Here is a 14608-nt window from a genome sequence, read left to right as displayed (position 1 = left end):
GGCCAGGAGGTGCATCAGGGTCGACTTGCCGGATCCGGACGGGCCCATGATCGCGGTGAACCGGCCCTGCTCGAAGTCGACGTCCACACCGTCCAACGCCCGCACGGTGGCCTCACCCTTGCCGTACGTCTTCGTCAGGCTCCGGGCCCGTACGGCGCGGGCGGCTGCGCCCGGCGCCGGGGCCGGCTGGTCCGCCGGGACGTACACGGTGGTGTCCACGAGATTGCTCCTCGAGTCGATGCTGCTGAGTCCTGAAAAGTGGTCCGGCGTTCCCGGGGTTGACCCCCGGTACGGCCGGCAGAAACGAACTTACGGAGCCGGGTGACGTCTGGACATCGGGTGTCAGCCTGATCCTTCCCGGGCGGCGTCATCCCCTGGTCGTACGTCCGATGGCCCGGAGTAGGGGCACACCCTCAGGGGTTGTGCCGCGCGGAGCACGACGGCCGGCCTGTGGAAGGCCGGATCGTGCACAGGAACCCCGGCGCCGGCCCCGCTCCGGAGCGGTACGCGACGAGGCTGGGTACATGACCCGACCCCCGTCGTCCGACGGCGCCGTGCGCGTGACCCTGCACCCCGGCGAGGACGTGCTCCTCCGCCCGGGCACCCGCCTGGGCGACCTGCGTGCACCCCTCGCGACGCTCACCCGGCGCCCCGAGCTCCGGTACGCCGCGCTCACCGTCGATGGCGCGGCCGTGGCCGACGACGGGGTGGTCGGCGAACGCCCCCTGCTGCCCGGCGCCGTCCTCCGGGTGCGACGGCCCGGCCAGGCGGTGGCCGAACCAGCACCCGGCCCCGGCCTCCGGTCCGTGGCCGCCCGACCCTGGCTCGTCACCCGGGTCACCGGGCCGGACGCCGGAGCGACGGTGGGCGCCGACGGGCCCCTGGGCGCGCTCCGCACCTGGGCCCGGCTGCGGCCGGGCGGGCGCCTCGCGATCCGCAGGACACGCGGTCCAGCGGCGTGGCTCGCTCCGCGCCCCGTGGCCCCGCCCGGCGGGGTCCACTGGATGTTCACGCTGCTCCCCGCTGCCGCCTCACTTGCCCTCGCCGCTGCTCTGCGTCAACCGCTCCTCGCGGTGTTCGCGCTGGTAGGCCTGGTTGTGGCACTCCCACAGCTCCGCGCCGCCCTGCAGCGGGCGACGCCCACCGGCACCCCGCGGGACCGGTCGCGCGGGCTGCCGGGGCCGAGCAGGCTCCTGGCCTTCGCGCATGCCGCGCTCCACGTCTCGCCGGGCGCCTGGGCGGCGGCGCGGGAGGCCCACGCCGCCGCACGTGCTCCTGGCTCGCCGTGCGCCTCCGGCACCACCTCGGCCGCGGGCATGCACCTCCTGCCGACAGCGCCCGACGACCCCTGGGATCAGCTGCTGCAGGACGGTTCCGTCGCCGTCGTCGGGCCGGGCGACCTCGCCCGCTCGGTCGCCCGCGCGCTCGTCGCCGGGCGCGCGGCCCGCGGCGCGACCGTGCAGGTCGGCGACGGGACAGCGGGCTGGTCCTGGGTGCGCTGGCTGCCCGGGGGCGGCCCGCTCGTCCTGGTGCTGGACAGCACGGCAGGCCCCCGGTCCGGCGCTCTGCCTGGCGCCCCGCCCGCCGTCGACCTCGTGGTGTCCGTCGGGGCGGTCCCGCCCGGGTGCCGCGCGGTCGTGCGCGTGCTCGACGCCCGTCGCGTCCGACTCACCGGGCCCGACGGAGCCGCGCGCACCGTGCCCCTCGTCGGCGTCACGACGGAGTGGGCGGAGCACCTGGCTCGCCTGCTCGCCGGCGCCGCCCGGCTCGGTCGGACCGCCGCCGGGGAGGCCGACGGCGCCCAGCTCCCCGGCGTCGTCCCCCTGACCAGGGTCCACGGCCTCACCGAGGTACCCGAGCCACGGTCGCTCGCGGCGCGGTGGTCCCGCTCCGCGGGCTGGACGGTGCCGCTGGGCATCGGAGCGGGCGGCGCAGCCGTGTGCCTCGACCTGGTCCGCGACGGGCCGCACCTGCTCGTCGCGGGCACCACCGGGTCGGGGAAGTCAGAGCTGCTGCAGACGCTCGTGCTCGGGCTCGCGCTGACCCGTTCCCCCGCCGACCTGGCCCTCGTCCTGGTGGACTTCAAGGGCGGTGCGAGCCTCGGCGGCGCCTGCTCCGGCCTGCCGCACGTGGTGGGCCAGGTCACCGACCTCGAACCAGGGCTCGCCGCGCGGGCGCTCGCCGGGCTGCGGGCGGAGCTGCGGCGCCGCGAACGGGTCCTCGTCGCCCACGCCGTGCCCGACGTCGCCATGCTGCCGGCCGGAACGCTCCCCCGGCTCGTGGTGGTGATCGACGAGTTCCGTGCCCTGGCCGACGACCTGCCCGAGTTCCTGCCTGGCCTCCTGCGGGTCGCAGCGCAGGGGCGGTCGCTCGGTGTGCATCTCGTGCCCGCCACGCAGCGCCCCGGCGGAGCCGTCGGGCCTGACCTGCGCGCGAATGTCAGCGCGCGCCTCGCGCTCCGCGTGACGGATCCGCTGGAGTCGCGCGACGTGCTCGACGACCCCGCCGCCGCGCGCATCCCCGTCACGGCACCGGGCCGAGCGGTGCTGCGCCTGGGTTCGGCGCCGCCCGTGCCGTTGCAGTGTGCGCACGCCACGGCGCCGCCCGAGGCCGAGCTGCCACCGGTACGCCGCGCGCCGGCCTGGCCGGCGAACCCCTGTGCCGGCGACCGCCCCGCGGCGACGCCCACCACAACCGGACCCCGTGGTCACGCACCGGGCGCCCCGCTCGCTCCCGGGCCGCCCGACGTCGCAACCCTGGTGGTCGACGCAGCCCGTCGCGCGGCGGGTGCGCTGGGGCACGAACCGGGGGCTCCCCCGTGGCTCCCGCAGCTTCCCCCGAGGGTCACCGTCGCGGACCTGCCGCCGGCCACCCGGCGGGACCGGGCCGGGCTCGCCCTCGCCCTGGGCGACGACCCGGAGCGGCAACGCCGTACGACGGTCACGTGGAACCCGGGCGACGGTCACCTCGCGGTCGTCGGACGGGCCCGCTCCGGACGCACCACCGCGCTGGTCACAGTCGCGCTGGCCGCGCTCCGGCTCGGCTGGACGGTGCACGGGATCGCCCGCGACGCCGGAGCGCTCGCGCCCCTGGCGCACCACCCCGGCTACTGCGGGACGGCCCGTCCGGACGACGCCGGGGCAGTGGCCCGGCTGCTCGCCGAGGCCGGCGCGACCGCCCGCACCCTGGTGCTCGTCGACGGGGTCGAGGACGTGCGCGGGACCGTGCCACCCTCCGCGCTGCGGTCGGCGGTCGCGTTCGCGCTGTCGGCCGACAGCCCGTCGATGGGTGGCCTGGCATCGCGGGTGGGGCCCCAGCTGGTCCTGCTCGGCACCGACCGGGCGGCCGACGTCGTGCTCGGGGCGCCGGTCACGCTCGCCGGCTCGGGCGGCCCACCGGGTCGGGCCGCGTGGTGCGGCCGGGGCGATCCGGTGCTCTGCCAGGTGCTGGAGGCCGGAGTCAGTCCTCGGAGCCGGTCCCCGACGTCGCCGCCGTGACGGAGGGCGTCATGAGCAGAGCACCCACGGCGACGGCGATCACGAGCGCCGCCCAGCCGCCCGCGACGGCGATCCCGGTGCCGCCGCCGATCGCCGCGACGGACCCGATGATCTGGAAGAGCTGCCAGGTCACGACCGGTCCGCGACCAGAACGACGGCCGGCCAGAAGCGCTCGGCCGGACATCACAAGAACCCAGGCAACACCCAGGAGGAAGAGAACCAGAAAGAGGCTCACCCCGACCGATGAGGAACCACCCGTAAGGAGTTCGCCAAGTAACACCACGGCGAAAGCAACGAGTCCGATCACCTCGGCCAGGACGCCGATCACGAGGGCACGAAGAAACGCCGGGACACGGCGTGCGAAAAAGGCTTCCAGTACTGGCACGACGGACTAGGATACTGGTGAGAGGCCTATTCACAATAGTGTGACGGATACCTCAGGGTTCACTGCGCAGAAACTTGCCCGTAACCCCTTGTGCGAGTGTTCACGAGCGTGTGAACCTAGACGCAGCAAGCCACCACACCCCCGAACAAACCCCCGTCGGTCGCCGCCTGGCGCACAGGGATCGGAAAAACGATCCATAACCAGACCTGTGCGCCCCAGACGCACGACGACGATGCTCCCACCTGGCGAGCCGGACGGCGGGTAGTTCCTTCCAAGGAGTACGTGACCATGGACTGGCGCCACCGCGCAGCATGCCTCGAAGAGGATCCCGAGCTGTTCTTCCCGATCGGCAACACGGGCCCCGCCCTGCTGCAGATCGAGGAGGCCAAGGCAGTGTGCCGTCGCTGCGACGTCGTCGATACCTGCCTCAAGTGGGCTATCGAGTCCGGCCAGGACGCCGGCGTCTGGGGCGGTATGAGCGAGGACGAGCGCCGTGCGCTCAAGCGCCGCACTGCGCGCGCTCGTCGCGCGGGCTGACCTCCGCACCACCCTTCTCCGCGAGCCGCGCCTGAGCACTCCCCCTTCGCCCAGGCGCGGCTCGCGTCATTCTTTTCGCCCGGGTGCCCGGGCACCCTGATCGACGTGCCCGAATGTCGCCGATGGGCGTCCAGGCAGTCGGCTCAGGACCGCGCAGAATCCGCTACGCGGAGCACGAGCTGCAGTTCTACCTGGGTGCCTCCGCCTTCGCGGGTCGACCATTCGATGGTCCCGCCGAGCTCGTTGGTGACGAGCGTGCGCACGATCTGCGTGCCCAGTCCGCTGCCAGGGCCCCGCCCGCCGGCACCACCGTTCTCGGGCAGGCCGACGCCGTCGTCGGCCACCACCACCCGCAGGTCCGACTGGTGCCGCTCCACGCCGATCTCGATGGTGCCCACCGCACGCCCCACGAACCCGTGCTCCACCGCGTTGGTGACCAGCTCGGTGAGCACCAGGGCGAGCGGCGTGGCGTCCTGCGCCGGCACCATCCCGAACGAGCCGTTGCGCACGGTGCGGACCGAGGTGCCCGCCGAGGCGACGTCGGCCGTGAGGCGCAGGGCCCTGCCCACCATGTCGTCGAGCTCCACCTGCTCGTCCAGGGTCTGCGACAGGCTCTCGTGCACCAGGGCGATCGTCGAGACGCGCCGCATGGCCTCCTCGAGCGCCTCCTTCGCGGCCGGCACGTCCATGCGCCGGGCCTGCAGCCGCAGCAGCGCCGCCACCGTCTGCAGGTTGTTCTTCACCCGGTGGTGGATCTCGCGGATCGTCGCGTCCTTGGTGATGAGCTCCCGCTCGCGCCGGCGCAGCTCCGACACGTCGCGACACAGCAGGACTGCGCCGATGCGCTGGCCGCGGTCGGTCAGCGGCATCGCACGCAGCGACAGCGACACCCCGTGCGCCTCGATGTCCGTGCGCCAGGGCGCCCTGCCCATCACGACGAGCGGCAGCGACTCGTCGACGGGCTTGAGCTGCTCGACCATCTCCGCCGTCACCTCGACGAGCGACTGCCCGACGAGCGGGCCGATCACGCCGAGCCGGTGAAAGCACGACAGGGCGTTCGGGCTCGCGTAGAGCACCTCGCCCTCGGAGTTGAGGCGGATCAGCCCGTCGCCGACGCGCGGCGCACCGCGCCGCGAGCCCGTCGCCGCGTTCGGCAGCGGGAACTCGCCCCGCGGGATCATCGCGACGAGGTCGTCGGCGGCCTCGACGTAGTTCAGCTCCAGCCGCGACGGCGTGCGCCCCGAGCCGAGATTGGTCTGCCGCGCGATCACGGCGACGGCCGTGTCCTTGTGCACCACGGGGATCGCCTCCTCCCGCACCGCGTAGGCGCCGAACCAGCGCGGTTCCCTGGCGCGCTGCGCCTTGGCCTCGGCCATCGCCTTGGCGAGCTGCGGACGCTGCCCCTCTGGCGCGAAGGAGCCCACGATGTCGTCGTAGTGCACCGTCGCTCCCGTCGAGGGACGACACTGCGCGACCGCGACGAACCGGCCGTCGTCGGTGGGCAGCCACAGCACGAGGTCCGCGAACGCCAGGTCCGAGACCACCTGCCAGTCACCGACAAGCAGATGCAGCCACTCCACATCGGCCGGCTCGAGGTCGGCGTGCTCAAGGATCAGGTCACTCATCGCAGACACGCGCCCAGCCTATGCGGAACCACCCGTTACCCGTTGCGCGCACAGCGCGTACCCACGGCCGGGACGCCACCCCGCCGGATCGGACGCGTAAACGCGTCAGTTAGAGTTCCACCACCGGCATGCTCCGTCGGCGCGAGGAGGAAAGCCCGTGCACCTGACAGTGGACCTGACGTTCCCCGCGAACATCGACGACGTCTCCGCGATGCTCGCCGACGAGTCGTTCGTGCGGTGGCGTGCCCAGCGCTCCACCGGATCCGTGAACGGCGCGGTCGAGCAGGCCGACGTCACCGGTAACGCTGCCGACGGTTTCACCGTGGTCGTCCGGCGGACTCTCCCGACCGACATCATCCCGACGCAGGCCCGTCCGTTCGTGGGCGCGCACCTCGAGATCCGCCAGGCAGAGGCCTGGGAGGCAGCGGCGGAGGGCCGGCGCACCGGCACGGTGGCCGTCGAGATCATGGGGGCACCGGTGCGAGTCACCGCCACGGCCGCCCTGACCGCTCTGCCCGACGGCGGGACGCGGCTCACCTATGCGGGCGACGTACGAGCGACCGTGCCCCTGTTCGGCGCGGTGATCGAGGAAGCGGCGGTCAGCGCGGTACGCACGACCCTGGAGACCGAGGCGGAGGCAGGCCGGGACTGGCTCGCCGGCAAGCGCACGGGAACGGCCTGAGCCGTCCCGCTCCGGACGCCCCTCGGGAGCGCCCGCTGCCGGCCGCGTCGAGCACCGCGGCCGGACCACTCCTGACGGAACCCTTCCCCCGGCCTGGCACATCCCCGCCATTTCGGACATAGTTTCCCAATTGCAACCTGCGGTTCGTTCAGCCTCTGCCCATTTCGCCCGCCGAGTGCTAGAACCTGAACGAACATTCGTGTCGGATGTGGGCAACTTTGTGCTCTGATATCGCTTTCAGCCCCGACACACGCGCCCCGATCACGAGGAGTTCCAGTGCCCAGCAAACACGGACCGGTCCGAAGCCGGACCGTCGCGCCCAGACGCGCGGCCGTCGCCGCGCTCGTAGCCGTCGTCCTGCCCCTCACCGCCTGCGGTTCGCTCCTGGGGCAGAGCCCCGCGGACGCAGAGGGCGAGGACGCGGCGATCACGCTCACGGTGTCGACGTTCAACAATTTCGGGTACACCGACGAGCTGCTCGCGGCATACACGAAGGACCACCCGAACGTCACGGTCGAGCACATCGTGGCCCCCACCTCGGACGAGGCGCGCCTGCAGATGCTCAAGGCATACACCACCGGTGACGGCGCCGAGCTCGCGGACGTCGTGGCCGCCGAGGTCGACTGGATGCCGGAGCTGATGCAGCACCCCGACCTCTTCGAGGACCTGACGGACGCTGAGGTCACCAAGCGCTGGGTGGACTGGAAGGTGGCACAGGCCACCACACCGGAAGGCAAGCTGCTGGGCTACGGCACCGACATCGGCCCCGAGGCCATCTGCTACCGCGCCGACCTGTTCGAGGCCGCGGGCCTGCCGTCCGAGCGCGGGGAGGTCGCCGCGCTCCTCGGCGGCAAGGACGCCACCTGGGAGCGCTACTTCGACGTCGGGCGCCAGTTCAGCGAGCAGTCCGACGTGGCGTGGTTCGACGGCGCCACGGGCATGTTCCAGGGCATGATCAACCAGCTTCCGGCTGCGTTCGAGGACCCGGCGACCCAGAAGCCGACCGATCTGGCGACCAACAGCGAGGTCCGCTCGGTCTACGACCAGATCACGACGGCGATCGGTGACGACCTCTCGGCCGGCCTGGTCCAGTGGACCCCGGAGTGGACCGCCGGGTTCCAGCAGGACGCGTTCGCGACAATGCTGTGCCCCGGCTGGATGATGGGCTCGATCGAGATCAACTCCGAAGGCGTGCAGGGCTGGGACGTCGCCAACGTCTTTCCTGGCGGCGGCGGCAACTGGGGTGGCTCGTTCCTGACCGTTCCGTCAGCGGGCGCCTACACCGAGGAGGCGAAGGAGCTCGCCGCATGGCTCACCGCCCCTGAGCAGCAGACGCAGGCCTTCACCGAGGCAGGTGTGTTCCCGTCGCAGCTCAAGGCGCAGGACTCCGAGGCCGTCCAGGGTTACATCCACCCGTTCTTCAACGACGCACCGGTGGGCAAGATCTTCACCGAGCGCTCGCTGTCCATCGACGGCGCGCCGTACAAGGGGCCGTACTACTTCGCCATCCGCGACGAGGTGAACAACGCCCTCACGGCGGTCGACACGGGCAGCAGCGGCCCGGAGATCGCCTGGAACCAGGCGGTGCAGACCGTGGGTGATCTGCGGGTGAAGGAATGAGAGAAGCAGTCTTCGCCCGGGACTCCCCTTGACACGGGACAGTGGCTGACGCAACGATCAGTGTCCGTGGAAGCGCTACCACAGCTTAGGGATGGGAGCGCTTCCAGCGCAGGTACGCCGACGTGCTCGTACGTCACGCGACCACACCACAGCTTGACCGCAAGCCCAGACCGCACGACAAGGGAGTCCCCAGTGCTGAGCAGTACCCGACCCACGCGGCGCACCGCCGCCCGCACCCTCCAGGCGACCGCCGGTGCCGCCGCCGTCGCCCTCGCCCTCACCGCCTGCGGTGCTGCCGAAGGATCCGAAGGCGGATCCGAAGAGGACGGCCCCATCACGCTGAAGGTCGCGACGTTCAACGACTTCGGCTACACGGACGAGATGCTCGCCGAGTACTCGGAGGAGCACCCCAACGTCACGGTCGAGCACGTGAAGGCCGCCACGACCGACGACGCCCGCAGCAACATGACGACCAAGCTCGCCGCCGGTGGCGAGGGCCTGGCCGACATCGAGGCAATCGAGGTCGACTGGCTGCCCGAGCTCATGCAGTACCCCGACCTGTTCACCGACATGGCGGACCCGGAGCTCGACGGTCGCTGGGTGGACTGGAAGGTCCAGCAGGCCACGACGCCCGAGGGCAAGGTCATCGGCTACGGCACCGACATCGGCCCTGAGGCCATCTGCTACCGCGCCGACCTGTTCGAGAAGGCCGGCCTGCCGACCGAGCGCGCGGAGGTCGCCGAGCTCCTCGGTGGCGAGGACGCGACGTGGGAGGACTACTTCGCCGCGGGCCGCGAGTTCGTGAAGGAGTCCGACGTCGCCTGGTACGACAGCGCGGCCGGCACCTTCCAGGGCATGGTCAACCAGCTGCCTGCGGCCTTCGAGGACCCGGAGACGGGCGAGCCCAAGGACCTCGGGGAGAACACCGAGGTCAAGGACATCTACGACGAGATCACCGCGTCCGTCGACGACGACCTGTCGGCGGGCCTCGAGCAGTGGGGCGACGACTGGGTCGCCGGCTTCCAGGCCGACGCCTTCGCCACGATGCTCTGCCCCGCCTGGATGACGGGCCCGATCGAGCAGAACTCCGGTGGCATCGAGGGCTGGGACATCGCTGATGTCTTCCCCGGTGGCGGCGGTAACTGGGGCGGTTCCTTCCTGACCGTCCCCGCCTCGGGCGAGAACACCGAGGCTGCCAAGGAGCTCGCCGCGTGGCTGACCGACCCCGCGCAGCAGACCAAGGCGTTCGAGTCCGCCGGCACGTTCCCGTCGCAGCTCGAGGCGCAGGACTCCGAGGCCGTCCAGAGCTTCACCAACCCGTTCTTCAACGACGCACCGGTCGGCGAGATCTTCTCGACCCGCGCGCAGAAGATCGACGGCGCACCGTACAAGGGTGCGAACTACTTCGCCATCCGTGACGAGGTCACCAACGCGCTCAACCGCGTCGACATCACGAAGTCGACGGACGCCGAGGAGTCCTGGGCCGAGGCCGTCGAGAAGGCCGCGGCCCTCGGCTGACACAAGCCGAGCCTGAGCCTGACCAGCGGCTGACGTGATCCGGTGGTCGAGCTCGTCGAGACCTGTTCTCGACGGGCCCGACCACCGGATCGTGCGCGAGCGCCCTCCTGGTGCGCTCCACAAGTGACCTGAACCGACGATGACGCGGCGGAAGATGAAATGGCTGTCCTGACACCTCAACGATCAGCACCGGGCTCCGGTGCGCCTCAGCGCGAGTCACGCAGACTCGGCTTCTCCCAACGACTGGGCCGCTGGGACGTGAAACTCTCCCCGTACCTGTACATCTCGCCGTTCTTCATCCTGTTCGCGATCACCGGCCTGTTCCCCCTGGCCTACACCGCGTTCGTGTCCGTGCACGAATGGAGCCTGCTCGGCGGACAGGGCGAGTTCATCGGCCTGCAGAACTTCGTCGACGTGCTGAACCACCCCACGTTCTGGAAGTCGCTGGTCAACACACTCTCCATCTTCGTGTTCTCCTCGATCCCCCAGGTCATCATCGCGATCACGATCGCCGCCCTGCTCGACCAGAACCTGCGCTCAGCAACGTTCTGGCGGATGGGCGTCCTGATCCCCTACGTCGTCGCACCCGTCGCCGTGTCCCTGATCTTCGGCCGCCTGTTCGCCGACCAGTACGGCCTGATCAACTCCGTCCTGAACACCATCGGCCTGGACTCCATCGCCTGGCACGGCGACCGGATCGCCAGCCACGTCGCGATCGCGACCATGGTCAACTACCGCTGGATGGGCTACAACGCCCTGATCTTCCTCGCCGCGATGCAAGCCGTGCCCCGCGACCTCTACGAAGCCGCCGTGATCGACGGCGCCGGACGCGTGCGCCAGTTCTTCTCCATCACCGTCCCCCAGATCCGCGCCACCATCATCTTCGTCGTGATCACCTCCACCATCGGCGGCCTGCAGATCTTCGACGAGGTACGACTCTTCGACGCGACCGGCCTCGGCGGCCCCGACCGCAACTGGATGACCACCGTCGTCTTCCTCTACGACACCGCCTGGGGCAACCAGCACAGCCTCGGCCGCGCCTCCGCCGTCGCCTGGCTCCTGTTCCTCCTGATCGTCCTGATCGGCCTGGCCAACTTCCTGATCACCCGACGCATCTCCTCCACAGGCCCCGCGAAGAAGAAGCCCAAGCGCAAGAGCATCACTACGAACATGAGCAGGGGGAACGCATGAGCTCCGTCGCCGTCACCGCCCAGACCGCCGGCCCCCACGCCGCGAAGAAAGCCGTCCGCCGCCGCGCCCGCCAGACCGGCAGCGCCACCCACCGCGCCGGACCTCTCGTCTACGTCCTGCTCGGGATCACCCTGCTGATCTCCGTCTTCCCCCTGTACTACACCCTGCTGCTCGGCTCGTCCGACCCCGTCGAGATCTCCCGCAACCCCGTCCCCCAATGGCTCCCGGACGCCAGCCTCTTCACCCAGTTCGCGACCGTGATCGAGTCCACCCAGATCAACTTCTGGCTCGCGCTGGGCAACTCGCTGATCATCGCGATCCTGGTGTCCGCGTCCGTCGTCCTGTTCTCCACGCTGGCCGGATACTCCTTCGCGAAGCTCCGCTTCCGCGGCCGCGGCCCCCTGCTCGTCTTCGTCATCGCGACCATGGCCGTCCCCACCCAGCTCGGCGTCATCCCCCTGTACATCCTCATGTCCGACCTCGGCTGGATCGGCAAGCTCCACGCCGTCATCGTGCCCGCCCTGGTGGCCGCGTTCGGCGTCTTCTGGATGACGCAGTACCTCGCCGAAGCACTGCCCTACGAACTCATCGAGGCCGCCCGCGTCGACGGCGCCTCCATGATCCGCACCTTCTGGTCCATCGCCCTGCCCGCCGCACGCCCCGCGGCCGCCATGCTCGGCCTGTTCACCTTCGTCCAGCAATGGACCAACTACTTCTGGCCCTCCATCGTCCTCAGCTCCGAAAATCCAACGCTTCCACTCGTCGTCAAGTCGCTGCAGTCGAACTACTTCGTCGACTACTCACTCGTCATGGGCGGCGTCTTCCTCGTCACCCTCCCCCTGCTCGTGATCTTCGCCTTCGTCGGCAAGCAGCTCGTCGCAGGCATCATGCAAGGAGCAGTGAAGGGATGACTCAGGAGATGACGTTGAACGTCAAGACCACGGGGACGCTCCGGGCGCCGGCGCCCGGCATCGCCCTGCCCTACACCCCGACCGCGCCGAGGACGGCGCCGACCTCGAACACGGCCGGCACCGTCCCGTTCCCAGACGGGTTCCTGTGGGGCGCCGCCACCGCGGCCTACCAGGTCGAGGGCGCCGCCCACGAGGACGGCCGCGAGGACTCCGTCTGGGACGTGTTCGCGAAGGTCCCGGGCGCAGTGCTCGGCCAGGACGACGGCGAGGTCGCCTGCGACCAGTACCACCGCTACCCGGCCGACGTCGCGCTCATGAAGGACCTCGGCATCAAGGCCTACCGGTTCTCGACGTCGTGGGCCCGCGTGGTCCCCGGCGGCCGCGAGGTCAACCCGGCGGGTCTGGCGTACTACGACCGGCTCGTGGACGAGCTGCTGGGCGCGGGCATCCTGCCCTGGCTCACGCTCTACCACTGGGACCTCCCGCAGGCGATCGAGGCGGAGTCCAACGGCTGGGTGAACCGCGACACCGCGTACCGGTTCCGCGACTACGCCGTGACCATGCACGAGGCCATCGGCGACCGGGTCGACGTGTGGACCACGCTCAACGAGCCGTGGTGCGCCGCGTTCCTCGGCTACACCGGCGGCCAGCACGCACCGGGCCGGCAGTCCCGCGAGGACGGCCTCGCCGCCGCCCACCACCTTTCGCTGGCCCACGGCCTCGCCGTCGAGGCGCTGCGCGAGCGGGCCCCCGAGGCGAATCTCGGCATCACGCTCAACTTCGAGGTCGAGGACCCGCTGAACCCGGACGACCCCGCCGACGTCGACGCCGCGCGCCGGCTCGACGGCGGGTTCACCCGCATCTTCGCGGACCCGATCCTGCGCGGCGCCTATCCCGAGGACGTGCTGGAGGACGTGCGCGAGTACGGCCTCGAGCGGCACATCCAGGAGGGCGACCTCGAGATCATCTCGACGCCCATCGACTCGCTCGGCGTGAACTATTACCACGGCAACGCCGTCTCGGCCGTGCCTGCCGAGCGGCCCCTGGAGGGCGGCGCCCCGGTGACCCGCCCGTCGTCGTCCCCGTTCCCCGGCGGCGACGGCGCCTACACGCACCCGCGCGGCCTGCCGACCACCGACCAGAACTGGGAGGTCCAGCCCGAGGGCCTGACCCGGCTCCTGCTGCGGCTGCAGCAGGACTACACGGGACCGCGCGGCATCGCGCTGTACGTGACGGAGAACGGCAGCGCCTACGAGGACGTCGCCGGACCGGACGGGTTCGTGGACGACCAGGAGCGCCTCGAGTTCATCGACGTGCACCTGCGCGCCGTCAAGGACGCCATCGACGAGGGCGCCGACGTGCGCGGCTACTTCGGCTGGTCGCTGCTCGACAACTACGAGTGGGCGTGGGGCTACGGCAAGCGCTTCGGGCTCGTGCGTGTCGACTACGAGACGCAGGAACGAACGGTGAAGGCGTCGGGCCGCTGGTACGGTCAGGTCGCGCGGGCCAACGCCGTTCCTGAGCGATCGGCGACGCCCTCGGCGCACGGACGCGACGACAACGGCGGAGACAAGGCGGTTTCCAAGGCGTGACGACCTCAGGCCCACCCACCCTGGACGACGTGGCCCAGGCCGCCGGGGTATCCCGGTCGACCGCGTCGCGCGCCATCAACGGTGGCCTGCGGGTCTCTCCCGAGGCGCAGGCGGCGGTGGACGACGCCGTCGCCCGCCTCGGGTACGCACCGAACCGCGCCGCCAGGTCCCTCGTGACCCGGCGGACCGACTCGATAGCCCTCGTGGTGCCCGAGCCGGACCAGCGCATCCTCACCGACCCGTTCCTCAGCGGCACCCTCGCGGGCGTCAGCGAGGGGCTGGCCGGGACGGACCTGCAGCTCGTGCTGCTGCTCGCCCGTCCGGGCGAGCAGCGCGGGCGGGTGGGCCGCTACCTGCGCAGCGGTCACGTGGACGGCGTCATCGTGGCGTCGCACCACCAGGGCGACCAGCTCGAGACGGAGCTCGGCCCGACCATGCTGCCCGCCGTCTTCGTGGGGCGCCTCTTCGAGCCCGACCCGCAGTTCTCCCGGGGCCTGCGGTACGTGGACGTCGACAACATCACGGGCGGGCGCATCGCCACCCAGCGGATGATCGACCGCGGACGACGGCGCATCGGGACCATCACCGGACCTCTCGACATGCCCGCCGGAGTGGACCGCATGATCGGGTGGCGGGACGCTCTCCGCGACGCCGGCCTGCCCGACGACGCCGTGGTCGAGGGCGACTTCACCTCTGCCGGGGCCGTCGTCGCGGCCGGCCGGCTCCTGGACCAGCACCCCGACCTGGACGGCATCTTCGCCGCCTCCGACCTGATGGCGGAGGCCACGCTGCGGGTGCTCGCCGATCGTGGCAGGTCGGTGCCCGGCGACGTCTCCGTGGTCGGGTTCGACGACCTCGGGATCGCCGAGACCACCTCCCCGCGCCTCACCACGGTCCACAACCCGGTGGTGCAGATGGTCGGCGCGGCCACCAGCATGCTGGTCGACCTGGTGGCGGGCCGCGCGGTCCGGGACGAGCGCCGCATCTTCGCCCCCCGCCTGATAGAGGGCGACTCGGCCTGACCCGCCCCACTCCGTTGAGTGCTGGCTA

12 protein-coding genes are annotated in these 14608 nt (G+C 71.3%); 9 read left to right on the top strand and 3 right to left on the bottom strand.

The window, feature by feature from the left end:
- Positions 1 to 219 (bottom strand): ATP-binding cassette domain-containing protein (locus AB0F40_RS22245; RefSeq protein WP_357472760.1); only part of this gene is annotated, 219 nt, incomplete at its 3' end.
- A gap of 305 nt (positions 220 to 524) precedes the next feature.
- On the opposite strand from AB0F40_RS22245, the gene AB0F40_RS22240 reads away from it, so the two are divergent.
- Positions 525 to 3497 (top strand): FtsK/SpoIIIE domain-containing protein, encoded by a 2973-nt coding sequence (locus AB0F40_RS22240; protein WP_357472757.1) that lies wholly within the window; start codon positions 525 to 527, stop codon positions 3495 to 3497.
- Here AB0F40_RS22240 and AB0F40_RS22235 read toward each other — a convergent pair.
- A complete protein-coding gene (locus tag AB0F40_RS22235) occupies positions 3460 to 3630 on the bottom strand; it encodes a hypothetical protein (RefSeq protein WP_357472754.1) in 171 nt (56 codons plus the stop codon). The genes AB0F40_RS22240 and AB0F40_RS22235 overlap by 38 nt on opposite strands.
- 540 nt (positions 3631 to 4170) lie before the next feature.
- Between AB0F40_RS22235 and AB0F40_RS22230 the strand changes: the two genes are divergently transcribed.
- The gene (locus AB0F40_RS22230) at positions 4171 to 4419 is read left to right on the top strand and encodes a WhiB family transcriptional regulator (protein WP_026365970.1); all 249 of its coding nucleotides are present in this window, start codon (positions 4171 to 4173) and stop codon (positions 4417 to 4419) included.
- Positions 4420 to 4562: 143 nt separating this feature from the next.
- Here AB0F40_RS22230 and AB0F40_RS22225 read toward each other — a convergent pair whose 3' ends face one another.
- Positions 4563 to 6044 carry a histidine kinase N-terminal domain-containing protein gene (locus AB0F40_RS22225; protein ID WP_357472762.1) on the bottom strand — a complete coding sequence of 494 codons (1482 nt, stop codon included), beginning with the start codon at positions 6042 to 6044 and terminating at the stop codon, positions 4563 to 4565.
- A 157-nt stretch (positions 6045 to 6201) separates the two neighbouring features.
- Between AB0F40_RS22225 and AB0F40_RS22220 the strand changes: the two genes are divergently transcribed.
- The 7 genes from AB0F40_RS22220 (at position 6202) to AB0F40_RS22190 (ending at position 14580) form a co-directional block, all read left to right on the top strand.
- Complete coding sequence (locus tag AB0F40_RS22220) at positions 6202 to 6726, top strand: DUF2505 domain-containing protein (protein WP_357472751.1); 525 nt, start codon at positions 6202 to 6204, stop codon at positions 6724 to 6726.
- A 276-nt stretch (positions 6727 to 7002) separates the two neighbouring features.
- Entirely contained in the window at positions 7003 to 8346 is a 1344-nt protein-coding gene (locus AB0F40_RS22215; protein WP_357472748.1) for an extracellular solute-binding protein, read from the top strand.
- Positions 8347 to 8538: 192 nt separating this feature from the next.
- Positions 8539 to 9864 (top strand): extracellular solute-binding protein, encoded by a 1326-nt coding sequence (locus tag AB0F40_RS22210; RefSeq protein ID WP_357472745.1) that lies wholly within the window; start codon positions 8539 to 8541, stop codon positions 9862 to 9864.
- Between the two features lie 159 nt (positions 9865 to 10023).
- Complete coding sequence (locus AB0F40_RS22205; protein WP_357472742.1) at positions 10024 to 11055, top strand: sugar ABC transporter permease; 1032 nt, start codon at positions 10024 to 10026, stop codon at positions 11053 to 11055.
- A complete protein-coding gene (locus AB0F40_RS22200; RefSeq protein WP_357472738.1) occupies positions 11052 to 11966 on the top strand; it encodes a carbohydrate ABC transporter permease in 915 nt (304 codons plus the stop codon). Before AB0F40_RS22205 ends, AB0F40_RS22200 begins: the two co-directional genes overlap by 4 nt.
- Complete coding sequence (locus tag AB0F40_RS22195; protein WP_357472734.1) at positions 11963 to 13558, top strand: GH1 family beta-glucosidase; 1596 nt, start codon at positions 11963 to 11965, stop codon at positions 13556 to 13558. The genes AB0F40_RS22200 and AB0F40_RS22195 overlap by 4 nt, the downstream gene beginning before the upstream one ends.
- The gene (locus AB0F40_RS22190) at positions 13555 to 14580 is read left to right on the top strand and encodes a LacI family DNA-binding transcriptional regulator (RefSeq protein ID WP_357472731.1); all 1026 of its coding nucleotides are present in this window, start codon (positions 13555 to 13557) and stop codon (positions 14578 to 14580) included. Before AB0F40_RS22195 ends, AB0F40_RS22190 begins: the two co-directional genes overlap by 4 nt.
- The last annotated feature ends 28 nt before the right edge of the window (positions 14581 to 14608 follow it).

This window comes from Promicromonospora sp. NPDC023987 (assembly GCF_040639055.1).
Taxonomy (GTDB): Bacteria; Actinomycetota; Actinomycetes; order Actinomycetales; family Cellulomonadaceae; genus Promicromonospora.
This window is presented reverse-complemented; position numbering and strand designations above follow the sequence as displayed.